19 protein-coding genes and 2 tRNA genes are annotated in these 19,449 nt (G+C 48.8%); 4 read left to right on the top strand and 17 right to left on the bottom strand.

Features of this window, described 5'->3' with window-relative positions:
• Both A1sIA56_RS02100 and A1sIA56_RS02095 read right to left on the bottom strand, forming a co-directional pair.
• On the bottom strand, positions 1-849 hold the full coding sequence (locus A1sIA56_RS02100; RefSeq protein WP_095673305.1) for an ABC transporter permease: 849 nt from the start codon (positions 847-849) through the stop codon (positions 1-3).
• Complete coding sequence (locus A1sIA56_RS02095) at positions 846-3,317, bottom strand: alpha/beta fold hydrolase (protein ID WP_095673304.1); 2,472 nt, start codon at positions 3,315-3,317, stop codon at positions 846-848. Before A1sIA56_RS02095 ends, A1sIA56_RS02100 begins: the two co-directional genes overlap by 4 nt.
• A 62-nt stretch (positions 3,318-3,379) precedes the next feature.
• On the opposite strand from A1sIA56_RS02095, the gene A1sIA56_RS02090 reads away from it, so the two are divergent.
• Together A1sIA56_RS02090 and speB are read left to right on the top strand one after the other, a co-directional pair.
• Positions 3,380-4,486, top strand: a complete 1,107-nt coding sequence (locus A1sIA56_RS02090) for a monooxygenase (protein WP_095673303.1) — start codon at positions 3,380-3,382, stop codon at positions 4,484-4,486.
• 16 nt (positions 4,487-4,502) lie between these two features.
• Positions 4,503-5,501, top strand: coding sequence for an agmatinase (gene speB, locus A1sIA56_RS02085; protein ID WP_095673302.1), 999 nt, complete (start codon positions 4,503-4,505; stop codon positions 5,499-5,501).
• 5 nt (positions 5,502-5,506) lie between these two features.
• Here the strand turns inward: speB and A1sIA56_RS02080 are convergent, their stop codons facing one another.
• Both A1sIA56_RS02080 and A1sIA56_RS02075 read right to left on the bottom strand, forming a co-directional pair.
• Positions 5,507-6,853 carry a pyridoxal phosphate-dependent decarboxylase family protein gene (locus tag A1sIA56_RS02080; RefSeq protein ID WP_095673301.1) on the bottom strand — a complete coding sequence of 449 codons (1,347 nt, stop codon included), beginning with the start codon at positions 6,851-6,853 and terminating at the stop codon, positions 5,507-5,509.
• Between the two features lie 20 nt (positions 6,854-6,873).
• Positions 6,874-7,713, bottom strand: a complete 840-nt coding sequence (locus A1sIA56_RS02075; protein WP_095673300.1) for a CE1 family esterase — start codon at positions 7,711-7,713, stop codon at positions 6,874-6,876.
• A gap of 58 nt (positions 7,714-7,771) precedes the next feature.
• On the opposite strand from A1sIA56_RS02075, the gene A1sIA56_RS02070 reads away from it, so the two are divergent.
• Positions 7,772-8,287 carry a TIGR00645 family protein gene (locus A1sIA56_RS02070; protein ID WP_095673299.1) on the top strand — a complete coding sequence of 172 codons (516 nt, stop codon included), beginning with the start codon at positions 7,772-7,774 and terminating at the stop codon, positions 8,285-8,287.
• A gap of 3 nt (positions 8,288-8,290) precedes the next feature.
• Here A1sIA56_RS02070 and A1sIA56_RS02065 read toward each other — a convergent pair whose 3' ends face one another.
• Entirely contained in the window at positions 8,291-9,136 is an 846-nt protein-coding gene (locus A1sIA56_RS02065; RefSeq protein ID WP_095673298.1) for a fumarylacetoacetate hydrolase family protein, read from the bottom strand.
• A 36-nt stretch (positions 9,137-9,172) separates the two neighbouring features.
• Between A1sIA56_RS02065 and A1sIA56_RS02060 the strand changes: the two genes are divergently transcribed.
• On the top strand, positions 9,173-10,267 hold the full coding sequence (locus tag A1sIA56_RS02060; RefSeq protein ID WP_095673297.1) for a glycerate kinase: 1,095 nt from the start codon (positions 9,173-9,175) through the stop codon (positions 10,265-10,267).
• Here the strand turns inward: A1sIA56_RS02060 and A1sIA56_RS02055 are convergent.
• The 12 genes from A1sIA56_RS02055 to A1sIA56_RS02000 form a co-directional block, all read right to left on the bottom strand.
• Positions 10,260-11,651, bottom strand: coding sequence for an FAD-binding oxidoreductase (locus A1sIA56_RS02055; protein WP_095673296.1), 1,392 nt, complete (start codon positions 11,649-11,651; stop codon positions 10,260-10,262). The genes A1sIA56_RS02060 and A1sIA56_RS02055 overlap by 8 nt on opposite strands.
• Before the next feature lie 38 nt (positions 11,652-11,689).
• Positions 11,690-11,762 (bottom strand) — tRNA-Glu (locus A1sIA56_RS02050).
• A gap of 64 nt (positions 11,763-11,826) precedes the next feature.
• A tRNA-Gln gene (locus tag A1sIA56_RS02045) sits at positions 11,827-11,898 on the bottom strand.
• A gap of 51 nt (positions 11,899-11,949) precedes the next feature.
• A complete protein-coding gene (gene gltX / locus A1sIA56_RS02040) occupies positions 11,950-13,413 on the bottom strand; it encodes a glutamate--tRNA ligase (protein ID WP_095673295.1) in 1,464 nt (487 codons plus the stop codon).
• Positions 13,410-14,198 (bottom strand): fumarylacetoacetate hydrolase family protein, encoded by a 789-nt coding sequence (locus A1sIA56_RS02035; protein WP_095673294.1) that lies wholly within the window; start codon positions 14,196-14,198, stop codon positions 13,410-13,412. The genes gltX and A1sIA56_RS02035 overlap by 4 nt, the downstream gene beginning before the upstream one ends.
• Before the next feature lie 32 nt (positions 14,199-14,230).
• A complete protein-coding gene (locus tag A1sIA56_RS02030) occupies positions 14,231-14,542 on the bottom strand; it encodes a cytidine/deoxycytidylate deaminase family protein (protein WP_095673293.1) in 312 nt (103 codons plus the stop codon).
• The gene (locus A1sIA56_RS02025; protein WP_223298464.1) at positions 14,535-15,398 is read right to left on the bottom strand and encodes a hemolysin family protein; all 864 of its coding nucleotides are present in this window, start codon (positions 15,396-15,398) and stop codon (positions 14,535-14,537) included. Before A1sIA56_RS02025 ends, A1sIA56_RS02030 begins: the two co-directional genes overlap by 8 nt.
• Positions 15,399-15,411: 13 nt before the next feature.
• Positions 15,412-15,861 (bottom strand): rRNA maturation RNase YbeY, encoded by a 450-nt coding sequence (gene ybeY, locus A1sIA56_RS02020; protein ID WP_095673292.1) that lies wholly within the window; start codon positions 15,859-15,861, stop codon positions 15,412-15,414.
• Positions 15,862-15,870: 9 nt separating this feature from the next.
• A complete protein-coding gene (locus A1sIA56_RS02015) occupies positions 15,871-16,854 on the bottom strand; it encodes a PhoH family protein (protein ID WP_095673291.1) in 984 nt (327 codons plus the stop codon).
• Between the two features lie 32 nt (positions 16,855-16,886).
• The gene (locus tag A1sIA56_RS02010) at positions 16,887-17,603 is read right to left on the bottom strand and encodes a 16S rRNA (uracil(1498)-N(3))-methyltransferase (protein WP_095673290.1); all 717 of its coding nucleotides are present in this window, start codon (positions 17,601-17,603) and stop codon (positions 16,887-16,889) included.
• The gene (gene dnaJ, locus A1sIA56_RS02005; protein ID WP_095673289.1) at positions 17,603-18,706 is read right to left on the bottom strand and encodes a molecular chaperone DnaJ; all 1,104 of its coding nucleotides are present in this window, start codon (positions 18,704-18,706) and stop codon (positions 17,603-17,605) included. The genes A1sIA56_RS02010 and dnaJ overlap by 1 nt, the downstream gene beginning before the upstream one ends.
• Positions 18,706-19,434: an HrcA family transcriptional regulator gene (locus tag A1sIA56_RS02000; protein WP_095673288.1), complete on the bottom strand. Its 729-nt coding sequence runs from the start codon at positions 19,432-19,434 to the stop codon at positions 18,706-18,708. The genes dnaJ and A1sIA56_RS02000 overlap by 1 nt, the downstream gene beginning before the upstream one ends.
• Positions 19,435-19,449 lie beyond the last annotated feature (15 nt).

Below are 19,449 nucleotides of genomic sequence, written 5' to 3'. Positions count from 1 at the left end.
CTAGGAAGTGATGTCCTTATGAGCGAAGCGATTGATGGCTAGCGCGTATAGAACAGTTCCGGAGATGAAGCAGTAGCTGGCACCGCGGATCATGACTGACCAATCGATGGTGGTGGACAGGGCGTCAAACCATGAGAAGGCGTAGTGAACAGGAAGCCAGTTGCGAATGCTGCCGAGCGCGGTGATGGCATCAAGAATGTTGAGCAAGATTGAGATACCAACTGCGACGCCGACGGCGCCAAGTGGTGCATCGGTACGAACGCTTAAGTAGAAGGCAAGGCCTGCGACGAAGAGAAGTGAAATTGCAAGGTAGCCAGTCATGATTGCGATTCGCGAAAGGGCAACAGAGTTGGTGAAAGTTGCGCCAAGTGGCGTCTGTAAAGGTTTTGTTCCGAATGCAATGGTGCCAACTATCCAGGCGGATATCGGCATCAGCAGTACAGCAATCGCTGAAAGTGTGAGGCTTACCTTGATCTTTTGAATCAACAAACGTCGACGTGGAACTGGGGATGCAAGTAGGTAACGAAGCGTTGACCACGATGCTTCTGATGCAACAGTGTCGCCATTAAAGAGCGCAACTACTGTGACAAGAAGGAACGGTGTGGCGAAGTACAACATAGTGGTGGTGAAGTTGGCAGCGCCAATGGTTGCAAGACCAATAAGGTCAGTTGTTCCAGAACCCAGACGGGTTGGTCCCCCGCTGTTTCCTGATGGGCCGAACTTCACTGCGATAGCAACAAGGATTGGCAGTGAAAGTACGAATGCGTAAGCAAAGGCGGTGCGTTTGCGCTTTAACTGGCGATAGAGCTCTACGTTATAGGGAAGAGTCTTCGAAGCTGTGTAGCTCATTTCTTCTCCTTTCCGATGACTAGGTCATCGCCGATAAGTTCGAGGAATATCTCTTCAAGGTTATTGGCCTTGCGATTCTTAGCGAGCAACTTCTTCATCGGACCAAATGAGATCAATTGACCGCGGTGCATTAGAACAACATGGCTACAGGTCTGCTGAACTTCGGCAAGTAGGTGTGAAGAGATGATGACGGTGCGACCAGTTGCTGCGTAATCCTTAAGTACTTGGCGCATCTCAGCAATCTGTTGTGGGTCCAGACCATTGGTTGGTTCATCGAGAACAAGTAGGTCTGGCATACCGAGCATTGCTTGTGCGATTGCTAAACGCTGGCGCATGCCTTGGCTGTAAGAGCGAACCTTCTTATCGAGTGCGGTTCCAAGTTTGGTAATTGCAACTACTTCATCAAGGTACTGCTCGCCATCGCGGCCGATACTGCGCCAGTAGAGCGAAAGATTTTCGCGACCGGAAAGGTGTGGCAAGAAACCTGGACCTTCAACGAAGCTACCGAGATTAGCTAGCGCCTCGGAACCTGGATAGACAGGCTTGCCATCGATAAAGATGGAACCTTCTGTTGGGAAGATCAAGCCCATCAACATACGAAGAGTTGTGGTCTTTCCAGCTCCATTTGGACCGAGCAAACCAACAACTTGTCCGCGTTCTACCGAGAATGAAAGGTCAGTGACTGCGCGGTATCCGTCCTTATAAACTTTGCCTAGATTTTCAACCTCAACGAGTGCGGTGCTGTTCTCGTGGCTCGGTGCAATCTTTGGTCTGCGTACGCGGATATAAACCGCGGCAAGTAGAACAGAAAGTACTGCAGCAATCGGCCAGATTAAGTTGGCAGATCCTGCACGTGATGCGGTTGCATCAGATGTTGTGTAAGAAAGTGGCGATAGCGCTGATACTGAATAGAAGCGCGATGGCTTAGGCAATTCATAGCCTTGATCAGTGCTTGAAACACCCACTGCAAGGACGTCGCCGACTGATGCATCAAGAATTGTGGCAGGCAGGTTAATGGTTACTTCGGTTCCGGACTGCGGAATGTTTTCAAGACGCACTGGTGCAACAACACCATTTGGTTGATTGATAGAACCACTTGGTGATTTTGTTACAAGAGAGAAGAAGAGGGTGGCATCTCCTGTTGTGCTGGTGATGCGAACTTTGATCGATGATGGACCGACAACAGAGATTGGCTCTGTCAGCGGAGCGCTTTCAATCAAGCCACTTTGTCCGGGCAATAGCGCTGGGCTAAATCCAGCGATGGTTGAAGCAACACGAGACGCAAGTGCTCCGGCTGAACCAATTCCAGGAAGTGCCGAGATAGCACTTGGAATTCCACCGATAGGAAATGAAAGTGCAACGGTTGGAGTTAGTAACTGAAGCTGCTTTACCGTCGCTTCTGTTGGCAGCTTAGAACTAGCAAATACCTTGGGAATAACAGTGGAATCTTGCAATGAGATTGAACCGTTGGTCTTTGTAAATTGGAAAACTGGGAATTCAATCTTCTCTTTCAATAAATTCTTCTTGAACCATTGCAGATATTGCTCGCGCAGGTAACTCGTCTGGTCTATCCCGCCATCATGTCCCCCGGCGTGCCAAATAAGGGCGAGTGGAAGATTTGGTTTCGCCTTTTCGATTGCTTTGGCCGAGTTAAAGCTTTCAGTCAGTGGAAAGAGCGAATCTGCCTGTCCTTGGCTGAGCAAGGTTGGCGCAGTGATTGTCTGCAGATAATTCTTTGGCGAGACAGACTCAAGAAGTTTGCTTTCGGCAGCAGTTGGCTTGCCGTTGATTGCAGCATTGGAATATGCGTCGCACCAAGCTTGAGTAAAGGTGCCGCACTCACCGAGGTATGCACCCTGTAGCGATACAGCCGAGAAGAATGTTCCCGCCCACACCTTCTTAAAAGGCCCAGGTGTTGTGACGCTTGCTGCACTTTGTGGGAATAAGTTGTTTTGTAAATCATTCCAGGTGATGTCGGCGATTACTGCATCGATGCGTGAATCAGCGCTAGCTGTCATCAGCGCATTGGCTCCGCCATAGGAACTTCCCATGATACCTACGCGAGGATCTCCTGAATTATCTTGAAGCACATTCTTATTGCGAGAAAGATATGAAATCAGCGCTTTGGTATCTGCAACTTCTGCATCAGGGGCGTTCATCGAAATCTGGCCAGTTGATTTACCGAAACCGCGCGCAGTCCATGTAAGAACAACAAAACCTTTATCTACGAAGAACTGAGCGTCGGTTGCCACAGAATCTTTGCTGCCACCAAATCCATGGGCGATCAAGATTGCAGGAGCTGGAACCTTCTTCGGAAGGTAGAGCGATGTATCAAGTGAAACCGCATTTGCTGTATCAATTGTGCGAATTTGCACTGAGTCTGCTGTGGCTGAAATCGGAGTCAGGGAGATGGCTGATAGAACAAAAAGTGCTGCTACCGCTTGTAATTTAACTCCACTGATTCTCACTTGGTAAAGGTAGTTGGATTTTCGCTTCGCTGCATTTCCGAATTTTCGGTATTCTCACCGTTATGAAGTTACGAATTCTTCCACTTGCTCTTATTGCTGTGTTATCTGCATCTCTTTTGCCACATGTTGCCGAAGCCGCACCAGCTAAGACCAAGCGATATACCGTGACGATGAAGAAGGCGCATCTACCTGCTGCTCCTAAGAATGGCACCGACGATTATCGCTGCTTCTTACTGGATCCAAAGGTCACTGAAGATTCCATCATTCGCTCAATTCAATTTATTCCACAACGTAAGAATTATGTTCACCACGCAATCATCTTCCGCGTCACTGATGCAGATCTTGAAGAAGCAATTGCTGCAGATAAGAATGGGACAGGCTGGCCATGCTTTGGTGGTTCTGGTCTCGGCGGAATGCTTTCAACATTCATCTCATCCCCTTGGCTCAGCTCATGGGCGCCAGGTCGTGGCAAAGATGTTTCACCTGCGGGATATGGAACACCATTTAAGAAGAATGAAAGATTCGTTCTCCAGGTTCACTACAACTTACTGGCAGCTAACGGTGGCAAGGTAGAGACAGATCAATCAAAGATTGTGATGGATACAGTTCCTGCAAAGGGATCAACTGTTAAACAACTCCATGTTGAACTCTTTCCGGCACCTGTTGAATTGGCATGCCCTGCTGGAGTAACTGGCCCACTCTGTGACCGAAAGAAATCGCTTATTGATTTGGCTGCGCGCACAAGCACGACCAGTGCTTTTGAATCAGCTGGTATCAACGCCCTCTGTGGCCAAGATCCATTTAAGCCTGTTGCATCTTTAACTTCGCAATGCGACAAGGTCATCAATAGCAACTTCACCGTGATTGCGGCAGCCCCACATATGCACTTGTTGGGCCGCTCTCTTTCGATCATCCTCAATCCAGGAAAGCCAACTGAGAAGCTGCTCCTCGATGTGAAGAACTACAACTTCGATGACCAATCTGCGACAGTCTTAAAGACTCCGGTAAAAGTTGTTGCAGGAGACACGATTCGCGTGAAGTGCACATTCGATCCAACGCTGCGCCAGAAGATTCCGCAATTAAAGTCACTGGCGCCGCGCTACATCACATGGGGTGAAGGTTCTTCTGATGAAATGTGTCTCGGGGTAATTGCAGCAACTCCGCAATAACCAATATCCTCAAGCCATGGTTAACCACGGCAATATGTATGGACCGGCATTTACCTTTCTAGGAATTCCCGCATGCGATCTCGATGATCCTGCGACCTATAAGGGCGCTGATGTCATCATCGTGGGTGCACCGATTGATAGTGGAACATCGCATCGTTCAGGTGCGAAGTTTGGTCCACAAGCTATTCGCGGTGGCGATTACTTGCCGCATGATGGAGAACGCCCACATTTAGCTCTGCGCACAGATGGTTTGAAAGATCTCAAGGTCTTTGATGCTGGTGATTTATTGATGCCTGGTGGAGATTTAGTCGCATCCCTTGCCGTATTGCGCGAAGCTACTGAAAAGATTTCACGAGCAGGAGCAATTGCAGTTGTGTTGGGTGGAGATCACTCGATTGCTTCAGCTGATGTTGCAGGTATTGCAAACCACTTGGGCCACGGCAAGGTATCAATGGTGCACTTTGATGCACATGCTGATACCGGCGAAGATCAATGGGGCGCACTCGTTGGGCATGGAACACCTATGCGTCGCTTGATTGATGAAGGTTATGTGCGTGGAGATCGTTTCTTACAACTAGGTCTTCGTGGTTACTGGCCAGATAACAAGACTCTCGAGTGGATGCGCGATCAAGGAATGCGCTCATACGAGATGACTGAAATTCATCACCGTGGGCTTAAGGCTGTATTGGACGAATCATTTGCAACACTCACCGATGGTTGCGATGGAGTCTTCCTGTCTGTCGATATCGATGTAGTTGATCCAGGAATGGCGCCAGGAACAGGAACTCCTGAACCAGGTGGAATGACTTCACGTGAATTGCTTGAAGCAGTTCGCCGTATCTGTCTTGAGCTACCTGTTGTAGGAATCGATGTGGTCGAAGTTGCACCAGCATTTGATAGCGCAGATATCACTGCGATCTTGGCTAACCGCGTTGTTCTAGAAGCACTCAGTGCAATTGCTAAGCGCCGTAACGGTTCTACATATGATCCAACACAGAACCTATTGGACCGCTAAATAATCTAGAGCGTATCGAGAATCATCTGGACATCATCCATCGATGTCCAAGGGTTTACGAAAGCAAAGCGCAAGATTGATTCACCTGCATGCTTTGAAGGCGGAATAAAGCCAATCTGCTTTTCTAGTAGCGCATCAGACCATTGCTGATATTGGGCCGGTGTCCAACCCTTGCGAGTGAAGGCAACGATAGATAGTTCTGGTTCGCGCACTAGCTCAAGGTTTGGGTGAGCAACGATGCGCTTTGCAGATTCCTTAGCAAGGCGAATTCCTTCTTCTACAGCTTCTGAATAAGCATCTGTGCCGTGTGCCGCCAAAGAGAACCAGAACGGTAATCCGCGCACGCGACGAGTTAAGTGGATTGCATAATCAGATGGCGACCAAGAATCATCGTGAAGAGTTTCAAGGTAACTGGCGTGCTGAGTGTGAGTCTCTTTAGCTAGCGCTGGATTGCGATAGACAAGTGCGCAGGCATCATATGGAGCAAAGAGCCACTTATGCGGATCGACGATAAATGAATCTGCATCTTCAACGCCGTTATAGAGATGACGAACCGATGGTGCACAAAGACCAGCAAGACCATATGCGCCATCGACATGGAACCAGATATTGCGCTCTTTGGCAGTCTTGGCAAGCGTCGCTAAATCATCAACGATTCCGAGGTTGGTGCTGCCTGCAGTTCCAACAATTGCAAAGACGCGCTTATTGGTGGTGGCATGTAGTTCATCGATTGCCTTAGCAACGTGTGCACCATCAAGTCGAAGCTCGTCATTTGTTTCAATCTTCAGGACGTCAACATCCATCACGTGGGCTGCAGATGTAATTGATGAATGTGATTCGGCGCTGCAGGCAACTACCCAGCGCTGAGTATCAGGATGTGTTTTGCGTGCTTGATCGCGAGCAACAACGAGGGCGGAAAGATTTCCCATCGTTCCGCCTTGAACAAATACACCGCCTGCAGACTTTGGAAGTCCTGCAATATCAATGAGCCATTTGATTGCTTGGTTTTCCGCAAAGACTGCACCAGCGCCTTCTTGCCATGAACCGCCATAGAGTGAAGATGCACCGACTACGAGATCAAAGAGGTTTGAGTATTCACTTGGTGCAGATGGAATAAATGCGAGGTTGCGCGGGTGGTCTGTTGAAATACAAGCGAGTGCAAGAGTGTCGGTAAATACCTTGAGAGTTTCTTTGCCGCCAAGACCTTGGGCGGTAATGGTGTTACCAAGTTCTGAGTAGAGATCTGCTTCTGTGCGAGGGCCATCTAGAGGTGGATCTGATTTCAATCGCGCAAGGCTGTACTCCATGACAGCTTTTGCGAGTTCTTCTACCTCTGCGGTGAATTCATGCACGGGTGGATTCTGCCAGTTCTTTACTTATGCTGCTTGAGCAGGAAGTCCATCACTTGCTGCGCAAAATCAGATGGAAGGTTGGGACGGTGGGCTCCGTCTTTGATCTCCCAATATTGCAAGTGGGTCGGTGTACCACAGGTGTAGTCAAAGATTGTTGTCTCTTGGCCCTTGATGGTGGGTTCGAAATCTTTCTTTACCTTCACCGGATCAACGCACTTGCTCGCAGCAGCAATCTTCTTCACTGTGGTCTTCACACTTGTGTAGGGGAAGTCATTCATGACTCCCCCGCCAACCTTGATGGTCTTATCGGCGGTGCCGTGAATATTAAGAAGTGAGAGCGGCGTTGATGGTGTGCAGTCGGCTGCGTCATCCATTGCACCTGCAATAGCAACGATTGCTGCAACCTTGTTTGTCTTGCAGGCAAAGGTAAATGACATAAATGCGCCATTGCTATGGCCAATTAAATAGATGCGCTTTGGATCAACGGGTTGCTTTGCGCTGATCTCATCGATGAGTGAGTTGATATAGGCAACGTCATCGACTTCTTGCTTAAAGCGATTGCAACAAGATTTCGATGCATTCCAGAATCGTTTTCCAATGGGGTTCACCATTCCATCGGGTGCGATATAGATAACGCCTGACTTCTTAGCAAGAGGTGCAATTCCCATGTATTTCTCTAGGTGCGAACCCGAAGTAGAAGCTGAGTGAAGCAAGATAAGAAGTGGCGCGGGATCAGAAAGTTGGTTTGGCAGATGGACAGTCACAGGGCGATCGCCGCCGACGGTAAAGGTCTGTGCCGCATCTGCAGGCGATAGAGATGCCAGAGTTAGCGCAATCAGGGCGAGCAGGCGTAACTTCATTGGTGCATCTTTGTATGTCTACCGAGCTTTGTCACACTGGACTGCCATAATTTTGCCCATGTTGAAACTCGAGCACTTTCTAGAAAAAGTAATCTTCGCCGGACGCTGGTTATTGGCTCCCCTTTATATCGGTCTGCTTCTAGCCCTTATTCCAATCCTCTATCGCTTCTTCCACTCTTTCTGGCACATCATGAGCCACATCACTACTTCAACAATGAGCGAAATTACGCTTCAGGTTCTCGAACTTCTCGACACAGTATTGCTCGGCAATCTCATCATCTTGGTGCTCTTTGCTGGCTATGAAAACTTTGTATCAAAGATTGCAATTGCAGATGGCGCAGAAGATCGCCCACACTGGATGGGACATGTTGATTCAAGCGGCATGAAGATCAAGCTCATCGGTTCACTCGTAGCTATCTCAGTCATCGAACTTCTTAAAGACTTTATGCAAGAAGGAACATTCGATGCCAACCGTGAAGGATGGCGTATCGGAATTCATATGACTTTCGTTGTATCTGGCGTTCTCTTTGCACTCATGGAGATGATGGCTGACCGCCACAAGTCTGAACGTTAAAAGTTAAGAAGCTTTAGTCTTTGAGCGCATCTCTCCGATGCCCTCAATACCTGTAATTACTTCTTGACCTGCAGCTAAATACTTCGTTGGCTTAAAGCCCATACCGACACCTTCAGGTGTTCCGGTATTGATGATGTCACCTGGGAATAGCTCCATAAATTGGCTCAAGTACCAGACGATGTGATCGATGCCGTAGATCAAGTCGCTGGTGCGTGAATCCTGACGCTTCTCGCCATCGACTGTGCAATACAAGCGAACATCATCTGGCTTGAATTCATCTTCTGTAACGATCGTTGGACCCATTGGGTTAAATGTTGGAAATGATTTTCCCTTAACCCATTGGCCAGCGCGTTCAATCTGCCAGTGGCGCTCTGAAACATCTTGGCTAATTGAATATCCAAGGATGTGGCTACGAGCTTCTGATTCATTCTTCAAATACAGAGCGCGCTTGCCGATAACGATGGCAAGTTCTACTTCGTAATCTGTGGCCGTTGAATTCGGTGGAATAGCGATTTCATCGTTAGGACCGATAAGGCAATCAGGTGCCTTCATAAAGACAACGGGTTCTGGTGGTGGAGTCATTCCAGATTCAGCTGCGTGGCGTGCATAGTTAAGACCGATACAGATCAACTTGGTTGGACGAGCAACCGGGCTTGCAATGCGAAGGCCTGCAATATCAAAGGGAGCCTGCGCAGAAAGGTCTGCTGACTTCACCTTCTCGTATGCGCCAGCTTCGAGTTCGGGGCGGTTCCAATCCTTAATCAAGTGATCTACATAGACTGCTTGAGTCTGGCTAACCATCACTGCCGGACGTTCTGAACCTACCTGGCCGAATCTCGCGATTTTCATGATGGAAGATTAGCGCAGCGCTCTTAGTATTCATACATGAAGATTGTTATCGCCCCTGATTCATTTAAGGGCAGCGCATCTTCCAGCGACATTGCTACATGGATTGAATCAGGAATTCATTCGGTAATCCCAGATTGTGAAACGATAAAGATTGCAATCGGTGACGGTGGCGAAGGTTCTCTCGATGCCGTGCTGCACGCAGGATTTACTGCGCACTCTGTTGAAGTACAAGGACCCCTAGGTAATCCCGTCTCTGCACAGATTGCAATCAAGGGTGATACCGCCTTTATCGAAATGGCGCAGGCATCTGGTTTATCTCAGTTACCTGATGGTAAGAAAGATGCGCTGAACGCAACATCTTTCGGTACAGGACAGTTGATTCTGGCAGCACTCGATAAAGGTGCCACGAAATTCATTCTTGCTATCGGTGGAACTGCAACGACAGATGCTGGCGCTGGAGCGCTTCAAGCACTTGGAGTAAAGCTGCTTGATTCAACAGGTGCTGAAGTTGCGCCGGGTGGTGCTTCATTAATTAACTGCGCAAGTATCGATACATCTAACTTTGATCCTCGCCTTGCACATGTTTCATTTACCTTAGCTAGCGATGTCACCAATCCTCTGCTTGGCCCACAGGGTGCGGCGCACGTCTTTTCTCCGCAGAAAGGTGCAACGCCAGAGCAGGTAGAAATTCTCGAAAGTTCCCTTTCTCACTTTGCTTCCCTTGTGGGTGGTCAATACTCAACAACGCCAGGTGCAGGTGCTGCAGGCGGTTTTGGCTTTATGGCATATGCCTTCTTGAAAGCTGAGGCACGCAGCGGAATCGATTTGATTCTTGATCTCGTTGAATTTCACTCCAAGATTGCCGGCGCTGATGCAATCATCACTGGTGAAGGTCGCTTTGATTCACAGACCGTGCACGGCAAAGCCCCTTGGGGAATCTTGCAGCGCGCAGCGAAGTTATCGATTCCTACCTACTTAGTCTGCGGTGATGCGGATACGCATCATGCCTCTGGATATGCAGGTATTCACACGCTTACTTCGATTGAATCCAATACAGATAAGTGCATTGCTAACCCTGCTCCCCTAGTCACTCAATTGGGCGCCAAGATTGCAAGAGCTATCTCTAGTTAAAGATCTTCCCTGGGTTGAGAATTCCGTTGGGATCAAGCGCAGCCTTAATTGATTTCATCACTGCAACTGATGAAGCTCCTGCTTCTTCAAGCAGTGAATCAATCTTTCCCGCGCCGATTCCGTGTTCGCCAGTACATGTGCCACCCATAGCGATTATCGCCGAAGTGGTCTTATGGGTTAACTCGCGGATTTCATCGAGTTCATGTGGCTTCTTGGGATCGGTAACGATAAAGGTGTGGAAGTTGCCATCTGCAACGTGTCCCAGAATTGAATGCGGGAATGGTGAATCCTTCAAGATTTTTTCTGCAACGCCAACAGCTTCAGCAAGCTTTGATAGCGGAACAGCTGCATCTGTACTGATTGCGCGCATTCCAGGAAACGCTGTGATGCCTGCCCAGTAAGCGTTGTGGCGTGCCTGCCATAACTTACGGCGTTCGCCTTCTTCGGAAGTCCATTCGAAATCTGTTCCGCCGAAATCACTGGTGATCTCTTGAACAACTTTGGCATCTTCTTCAACGCCACGAGGTGAACCATGGAATTCAAAGAGCAGTGTGGGCGCTTCTTGAAGAGTTAAGCCATCGTGGGCGTTGACGTTCTTAATCGATTGCGCATCGAGGAATTCGCAGCGAGCAATAGCAACACCAGAACGGACAATGGCAATCGCTGCTTGCACGCCATCGGCAAGAGATGGAAAGCGCGAAACAGCTGCAGCCATCTTTTCAGGGATACCAAATACGCGAAGAGTAATTTCGGTGACAACTGCCAGAGTTCCTTCTGAACCCACAATGAGACGAGCTAAGTCATAGCCAGCCGATAGTTTGCGGGTCTCGCGTCCTGCCTCAATCACTGTTCCATCTGCAAGAACGGCAGTTAACTTCAATACATTCTCGCGCATCGACCCGTAGCGAACTGTGGTCGTGCCAGCCGCGCCGGTTGATGTCATTCCGCCGATAGTTGCATCAGCGCCTGGGTCTACCGAGAAGAACAACCCATCATTAGCTAGCTTCTTATTGAGCGCCATTCGCTTCACGCCAGCCTGAACAGTGACAGTTAAGTCATCTGGTGAAATCTTTACAATCTTATCCATCTCACTTAAATCCAATGAGATTCCACCAAAGAGCGGCAGAACATGGCCTTCCAAAGATGATCCAGCGCCAAATGCTGTGACAGGAATCTTTTCCGTGTTGCAATAAGCAAGCACCTTTGAAACTTCTTCAGTGGAGTGAACGGTAACTACGGCAGATGGACGAATAGGAGGAAAAGCAGATTCATCACGCCCATGTGCATCAAGAACAGATTCGTTCTGAGAGATACGACCATTTACTAAAGCAGAAATGGCCTTTACTTGCGCATCAGATAAATCAATGCGTTCTGTAAAAGCCATCACTATCTCGATTCTTAACTACGTAAGAAGAAGAACTGTAGCCCCGAAGGGATTCGAACCCTCGTAGCTGACTTGAGAAGCCAGAGTCCTAGGCCGCTAGACGACGGGGCCGTGCCAAAAAATAACTAGGACAAACATATGAAGTTGTAGGTACTGCTTACTGCTTTGTACTGCGCTGGGGTACCAGGACTCGAACCTAGACTTACTGAACCAGAATCAGCAGGGCTGCCAATTACCCCATACCCCACTATTTTTTACTTTGCGCTTGGCGGCGCGAGGTTGAAGTTTACCCCAAAAATTAGAGGCTGAGAGCCTGCGTAATTCGGGCTAGGCAAGCCTCTTTCCCGAGCAACTCCATAGATTCAAAGAGCGGCGGAGAAATAGTGCTGCCGGTTGTTGCAATACGCAGAGCGGTAAATGCAATACGTGGCTTGAGGCCTAGTTCTTCAATCAGAGATGCGCGAAGCACGGCCTCGATTGATTCGTGGTTCCATGATGCAACGCCTTCAAGATCTGCAAGTGAGCGCTTCAAAATATCTTTAGCGGCAGCATCGGAAATCTTTGAAACTGCATCGCCATCGACTGCAAACTTTTCGATGAAGAGGAACTTGAGAAGCTGAGGAGCCTCATCTAGCTTCACGATGCGCTCTTGGATAAGAGGCAGGGCCTTCTTCACCAATTCGATTTCAGCATCGGTGCCAGTGATGACGCCAGCCTTAATAAGGAATGGCATCGTCCAAGTAGCGAACTCTTCAAGGCTGAGCGCGCGAATCTTGTCGCCGTTAATTGCTTCAAGTTTCTTCATATCAAAACGTGCTGGAGATGAGTGAACCTTCTCAACGGTAAAGAGCTCTGTGAGTTCCTTCATCGAAATATTTTCGCGGTCATCTCCTGGTGACCAACCAAGGAGTGCGAGGTAGTTGCAGATTGCCTCAGGCAAGTAACCCTGTTCGCGATACCAAGCGATTGAAACTTCACCGTTGCGCTTTGAAAGCTTGGCGTTGTCTTGGCCCATAACGAATGGCAAGTGAGCAAAGACTGGGTAATCCTCAATCTTCACGCCCATCGCCTGATAGACGCGGATCTGGCGAGGAGTTGATGAGAGCAAATCTTCTCCACGAAGCACGTGGGTGACGCCCATCAAGATGTCATCGACTGCAACAGCAAGTGTGTACAGGGGTGAACCATCTGCGCGCACGAGTACAAAGTCAGGAACAAACTTGTGATCGAAGGTGACATCTCCGCGGATCTCATCGGTAAATGTTGTTGTGCCATCAGGCATGCGCATGCGCACTACGCCTTCGCGGCCTTGAGCCTTAAATGCAGTGATTTGATCTGCCGTTAACTCGCGGCAATGTCCGTTGTAACCCGGTGCAACATTTGCCTTGCGCTGTTCTTCGCGCACTGCTTCAAGTTCTTCAGGTGAGCAGTAGCAGTAGTAAGCATCGCCTTGATCAAGGAACTTCTGTGCCCATTCGGCATAAATTCCAAGGCGCTGTGATTGCAGGTAAGGACCGTTATCGCCACCGACTTCTGGGCCCTCATCCCATTGCAGACCGAGCCACTTTAAAGTGTCGATTGCTGCCTGGATATATTCATCGGTAACGCGAGTGGTATCGGTATCTTCGATACGGAAAAGGAATGTTCCACCTGTGTGGCGTGCATATGCCCAATCAAAGAGTGCGGTGCGGATATTTCCAACGTGTAAGTCACCTGTTGGAGATGGCGCAAAACGTACCTTTACCTTTTTAGCAGTTGTCATGGACGAGCGCTCACCTTATTAGTTAGTTGGCCGAGGCCTTCGATGGATATAGCAATGGTTGATTTTTCAGGCATTGGGCCAATTCCTGCAGGAGTTCCGGTGATGATGACGTCGCCTGGAAGAAGTGTCATTACCTGGGTAACAAAGTGGACGATATCTTCGACTTTAAAGATCATGTCGGAAAGTTTGGCATCTTGCTTGATTTCACCATTAAGAGTTGTGGTGATGCGCTGTGTGCCAGGAACGAACTCGGTTTCAATCCATGGGCCTAGTGGGCAGAAAGTATCGAATGACTTTGCACGCATCCACTGTCCATCGCGCTTCTGTAGTTCGCGAGAAGTAACGTCATTTGCCATCGTGTATCCGAAGATCACATCTTTCACGCGCTCTTTAGGGACTTCTTTGCAGACGCGACCGATGACGATGGCAAGCTCTGCTTCGTAATCAATTGTGGGTGCCATCGCCGGCCAGACGATTGTGTCGCCAGGGCCAATCACAGCAGTGTTTGGCTTTAAGAAAATGATGGGTTCATCAGGAACAACGCCGCCCATTTCAGCGGCGTGATCTGCATAGTTTTTGCCTACTGCAACAATCTTTGAGCGAGGAATAACTGGTGCTAAGAGGCGCACCTTGGTGAGTTCGACCTTTGCCGCTGTCTTCTGGATGCCGTGATAGATGGGATCGCCAGAGATAATCGAGATTTGGTTATCTTCTTCGAGGATTCCAAAGAGCGGATCAGTACCTAGGCCAGCATCTGGCTGAGGAGTAAAACGAACTACGCGCATTGGGCAATCTTATCTTTAAGGGGTAAATAAGGCTAAAGCGCGCTTTCGGTGCCGTTCGAATCGATAAAGAAGATAGTTGCAGTGGGAGCGAAATCCTTAATCGCCTTGCTATTTGCAGGCTGTGATCCTGTTGCGACAACGCTCTCGATTCCGGTGATACCTGATGCAAGTGCAACAGTAAGAACTGCTTCGAAGGCATCAAGGTTAAGCGATGGTGAAGTCACATTGATTGCAACGTAGGTGCGTCCAGTGTTATCGCGCAGTGCTGCAGCTTGTTGTGCGCCGCTACGAACAAGAGTTGAGGTAGCAAGAGTTACCAGCTTTGAATCTTCTGGATTATTCATGCTCATCAATCTCCTTCTCTGGACGCTCAATAATAACTGAGCTAATACGGCGGCGGCGACCTACAGGACGTTCAGAAGTAATCGACCAACCTTGCAAATCAATTGTCGAACCGGCAATTGGAACGCGGCCCAACTTTTCTGCCATATATCCACCAATAGTGTCTACATCTTCAAATTCATGGCGATCGATATCAATCTTGAGTTCATCGGCCAAATCTTCAACGTGCATCGTCGCCTTGGCGCGTGCCTTCTTCTCGCTAATCCAGGTAAATGCTTCAACGCCATCATCGTATTCATCGGCGATCTCGCCCACGATCTCTTCAATAATATCTTCGATAGTGATGATTCCGGCTGTTCCGCCGTACTCATCAACAACGATGGCAAGGTGAATCTGATCGCGCTGCATCTCTTTCAAGAGTTCAGCAGCTTCCTTATTTTCTGGGACAAAGACAGCAGGACGGGTGTGCTGCTCAACCTTTTCAGTTGTCTCAGCCTCGTGGTGATCCAATGCGCGCTTTGCTAAATCTTTTACATAGGTAATTCCGATGATGTTATCGATACCTGTTCCCACAACTGGGATACGTGAATAACCAGAACGTAGCGCGAGCGAAAGAGCCTGGCGCAAGGTCTTATCGCTCTCAATCCAGACCATATCGATACGTGGAACCATGAGCTCGCGCACCAAGGTATCGCCGAGCTCGAATACATTGTGGATCATCTCGTGTTCATCAGATTCAACAAGCCCACGTGTGTGAGCGCGATCCATCAAATCACGGAGCTCTTCTTCATCGGATAAGAGTCCCCAGGCAAAGCCTTTAAATGCCAAGTTGATCTTCTTAATAATGTTTTTCTTCACCCTAAATCTACTTTCATATTGTGTCAGTCGCTGCTAGCGACCACTCCTTCACAATCTTCTCTTGCAACGCGAACATGACTTTCTCTTCGTCAGGATCTGCGTGGTCATAGCCCAAGATATGGAGCAAGCCGTGTGTAGCAAGTATGTAGATTTCATCTTCAACGCTATGGCCAGCATCCTGTGCCTGCTTTGCAGCAACAGCAGGTGCAATGACGATATCGCCCAGCGTTACCACTTCGCCCTTTTCTTCGGGCATATCCATGGGAAAAGAAAGAACATCTGTGGGGCCAGCTTCATCCATCCACTTAATGTGAAGCTCTTCCATCTCTGTGACATCGACAAAGGTGAGCGAGATTTCGCACTCAGGGTTGAGCTCCATGTATTCGATGCCGTAATTGATAAGTGAGTGCATCTGAGTTTCTGGCACCAAAGCGCCAGAGCGATTTACTAATTCAACCGTCATATATATGTATTACGAGTTACGAATCGGACGCGGAACCGATTTGGTTGCATCATATGAGTCGTATGCCTTGACGATATCGCCGATCAAACGGTGACGCACAACGTCATCTGCTGTCAGCTCCATAAATGAAATGTCATCAACGCCATCGAGGATGTCGCGAATAATGGCAAGACCTGAGCGCTGACCATTTGGAAGATCGTTCTGTGTGACATCGCCAGTGATAACCATCTTTGAGCCGAAACCAAGGCGAGTTAAGAACATCTTCATCTGTTCAGGTGTGGTGTTCTGCGCTTCATCCAAGATGATGAATGCATCGTTGAGCGTGCGACCACGCATGAAGGCAAGGGGCGCTACTTCGATAACGCCTGTCTGCATCAAACGTGGAATTGCTTCGACATCGATCATGTCGTGCAGAGCATCAAAGAGTGGACGTAGATATGGGTCGATCTTCTCATTCAGTGTCCCTGGCAAGAAGCCCAACTTCTCGCCTGCTTCTACAGCGGGACGAGACAAGATAATGCGATTGACCTTTTTCGCTTGCAGGGCAGCAACTGCCTTTGCCATTGCCAGGTAGGTCTTACCTGTACCGGCCGGACCGATACCGAAAGTGATTGTGTTCTCTTCAATGGCGTCTACATAGAGCTTCTGGTTTGCAGTCTTTGGACGAATCGTGCGACCGCGGTTAGAGACAATATTGAGTGAGAGAACTTCTGCTGGATGTTGAGCAGGTTCTGCTTCAAGCATTGCAATGCTGCGCGTGACTGCATCCGTTGTGAGCACTTGACCTGAGCGAATCACAAGCATCATCTCGTGAATCAACTTCTCCATGGCGATGCAATCGATATGTGGGCCGCGCAGAGTGATTTCGTTGCCGCGGACTGTGACATTGACTGATGGGAATGCTGCCTCGATGGCCAACATATTTGCATCATTGATACCGACGAGTGAAACCATCGGGATTGCGGGCGGCACGGTGATTAAGAGGCGTTCCATATAACTGAAAATCTATCGGTATTGAGGTGAAATCACCACACGGAAAGGGCGGTGTTGACCGCAGATAAAGCAGCCAAGCCGGCATGTGCTGAGCGCAGAACCGGGCGTCCCATCAGGGCAACCTTGGCACCAGCTGCTGCAAAGGTGTCGATTTCATCTTCCGTTAACCCGCCTTCGGGTCCGATGATGATGGCAACCTTCTTGCATCCAGGAACTACGAGTTCTGAAACCTTCATGGTCGCCGATTCGTGGAAGACAATTGCTAAATCTGCTTGCGCGATCTGATCAACAACTGCGTTCGTTGCAGCAACACCGATTACTTCAGGGATACGAAAACGTCGTGACTGCTTAGATGCTTCGCGCGCAGTTGTTTGAAGCTTTTCAATCTTGTCATCAGATTTTCCGATACTGCGAGCAGCCTTCCACATCACGATGCGATCGGCGCCACCTTCAGTGCACATCTCAATGCTTTCCTTAATGCGATCGCCTTTAGGAATAGCTTGAATGACGGTGAAATGTGTATCAAGTGGATCTTGGCGACCAGTCTCAAGAACTTTTACCTGCATAGATTTCTTAGCAACAGTAAGTACTTGAACTTGCGCCCATGAACCATTTCCATCTGAGAGATTGAAGATGGTACCTGTGCTCATGCGTAATACACGGATAGCGTGGTTGGCATCTTCATTATCGAATTCGTAGGTAGCACCAACTGTGGTTGGCAGATCTTCAACGAAGAACAGGGTCAGCATTAGCGACCGAAGGCATCTCTGAATTTAGCGAAGAGACCTTCTCTGTGGCCCTTTATCTTTACATCGCCATCTTTCTCACCGCGAGATGAGGCAAATTCTTTGAGCAACTTCTCTTGATCACGGCTGAGCTTGTTCGGAGTTGCCACATCAACGTGCACAATCAAATCTCCGCGGTGTGTGGTGCGAAGGCGAGTCATGCCCTTGCCCTTCACTGGAATCGTTGTTCCGCTCTGAGTTCCGGCCTTGATTTCAACCTTTACTGGCCCATCTAGGCATTCAACTTGAACAGATGTGCCGAGCGCTGCTGCGGCAAATGAAACTTCAATTGCCACGTGCAAGTTATCGCCATCGCGCAGCAAGAATTCATGTTCTGCTTCAACGATTTCAACGTACAAATCTCCTGCAGGTCCTCCGCCTTGTCCCACTTCACCGCGACCAGCCATCTGAATACGGTTGCCGGTTTCAACGCCAGCGGGGACTTTGATGTTGATTGTCTGGCGTGCGCGTACGCGACCATCGCCACCACATTCGCGACAAGGATCGGTAATAACACTTCCGTAACCAGAACAGTTATTACATGGGCGAGATGTCATTACCTGTCCAAGGAATGACTTCTGAACAAATTGAGTTTCTCCGCGACCCTTACAGACAGGACACATAGAAGGCGCTGTGTTATTTGCAGTTCCTTGTCCTTCACACTTCTGGCAGACAACTGCTGATTCCAATGTAATGTCGCGTTCAGTTCCGAAGCATGCTTCATTGAGATCTACTTCTAGGCGAATAAGTGCATCTTGTCCTTGGCGCATACGTGGACGAGGTCCGCGATTTCCACCGCCACCAAAGAATGCATCCATGATGTCGCTAAACCCACCTCCGCCGAAACCGCCGCCGAATCCACCTTGACCACCCATGTCATATTGCTGACGCTTCTGCGGATCAGACAAGGTGTCATATGCAGCAGTTACTTCTTTAAATTTATTCTGAACTTCTGGATCTGGGTTTACATCTGGGTGTAATTCGCGCGCAATCTTGCGATAAGCCTTCTTAATGTCATCAGCTGTCGCAGTGCGATCAAGTCCCAATAGGTCGTAGAAATCAGCCATTACTTATTTCCTTCAGTGATGAAGCGACCTACATAGCGAGCTACAGCAGATACAGCAGCCATAGAACCTGCGTAATCCATACGTGTTGGTCCAAGGATTCCAAGGGATGCATCGGTGCCATAACCAACTGTGACAAGGGATGTTGTCTGCAAGCTTGAATCTGCTTGTTCGCTGCCGATAGTGACATGAACAGTTGAGTGCGCATCGCTAAGCAAGCGAAGCAAAACTACTTGTTCTTCGAGTGCTTCAAGAATAGGAGAAAGGGTATTTCCAAGATCTTCACCAGAACGTGCAAGGTTTGCTGTTCCGGAAATTGCCATCATCTCGCGACCTTGTGAGTCACCAATCTTCGGATACTTCACAACTGCTACCTGTTTGGTGATATCTGCCAATAACTTCGCTGAACGTTTCACAACATCATCGAGATCGTGGGCACCTTCAAGGAAAGTTTCAATGGCGCGACGTTCGGCAGTTGATAGTGGCTTTACGGCAGAAAGCTTGTCTACAAAGAGGCGGTATCCACGATCTGTTGGGATGCGACCTGCACTTGTATGAGGTTGAGTAATCAAACCTTCTTCTTCAAGTACTGCCATCTCGTTTCGGATAGTTGCTGGGCTAATTCCAAGTGCGCGCTTATCAGCAATCGCCTTTGAGCCAACTGGCTCTTGGGTTTCGACATATTCGTCGACGATTGCTCGAAGAATCTCGAGGCGGCGATCAGTGGTCATAGTTTGGCAATCTTA

This window comes from Candidatus Planktophila sulfonica, from assembly GCF_002288065.1.
Taxonomy (GTDB): domain Bacteria; phylum Actinomycetota; class Actinomycetes; order Nanopelagicales; family Nanopelagicaceae; genus Planktophila; species Planktophila sulfonica.
Note: the sequence above shows the minus strand (reverse complement) of the source record. Positions and strands in the feature narration are given on the sequence as shown.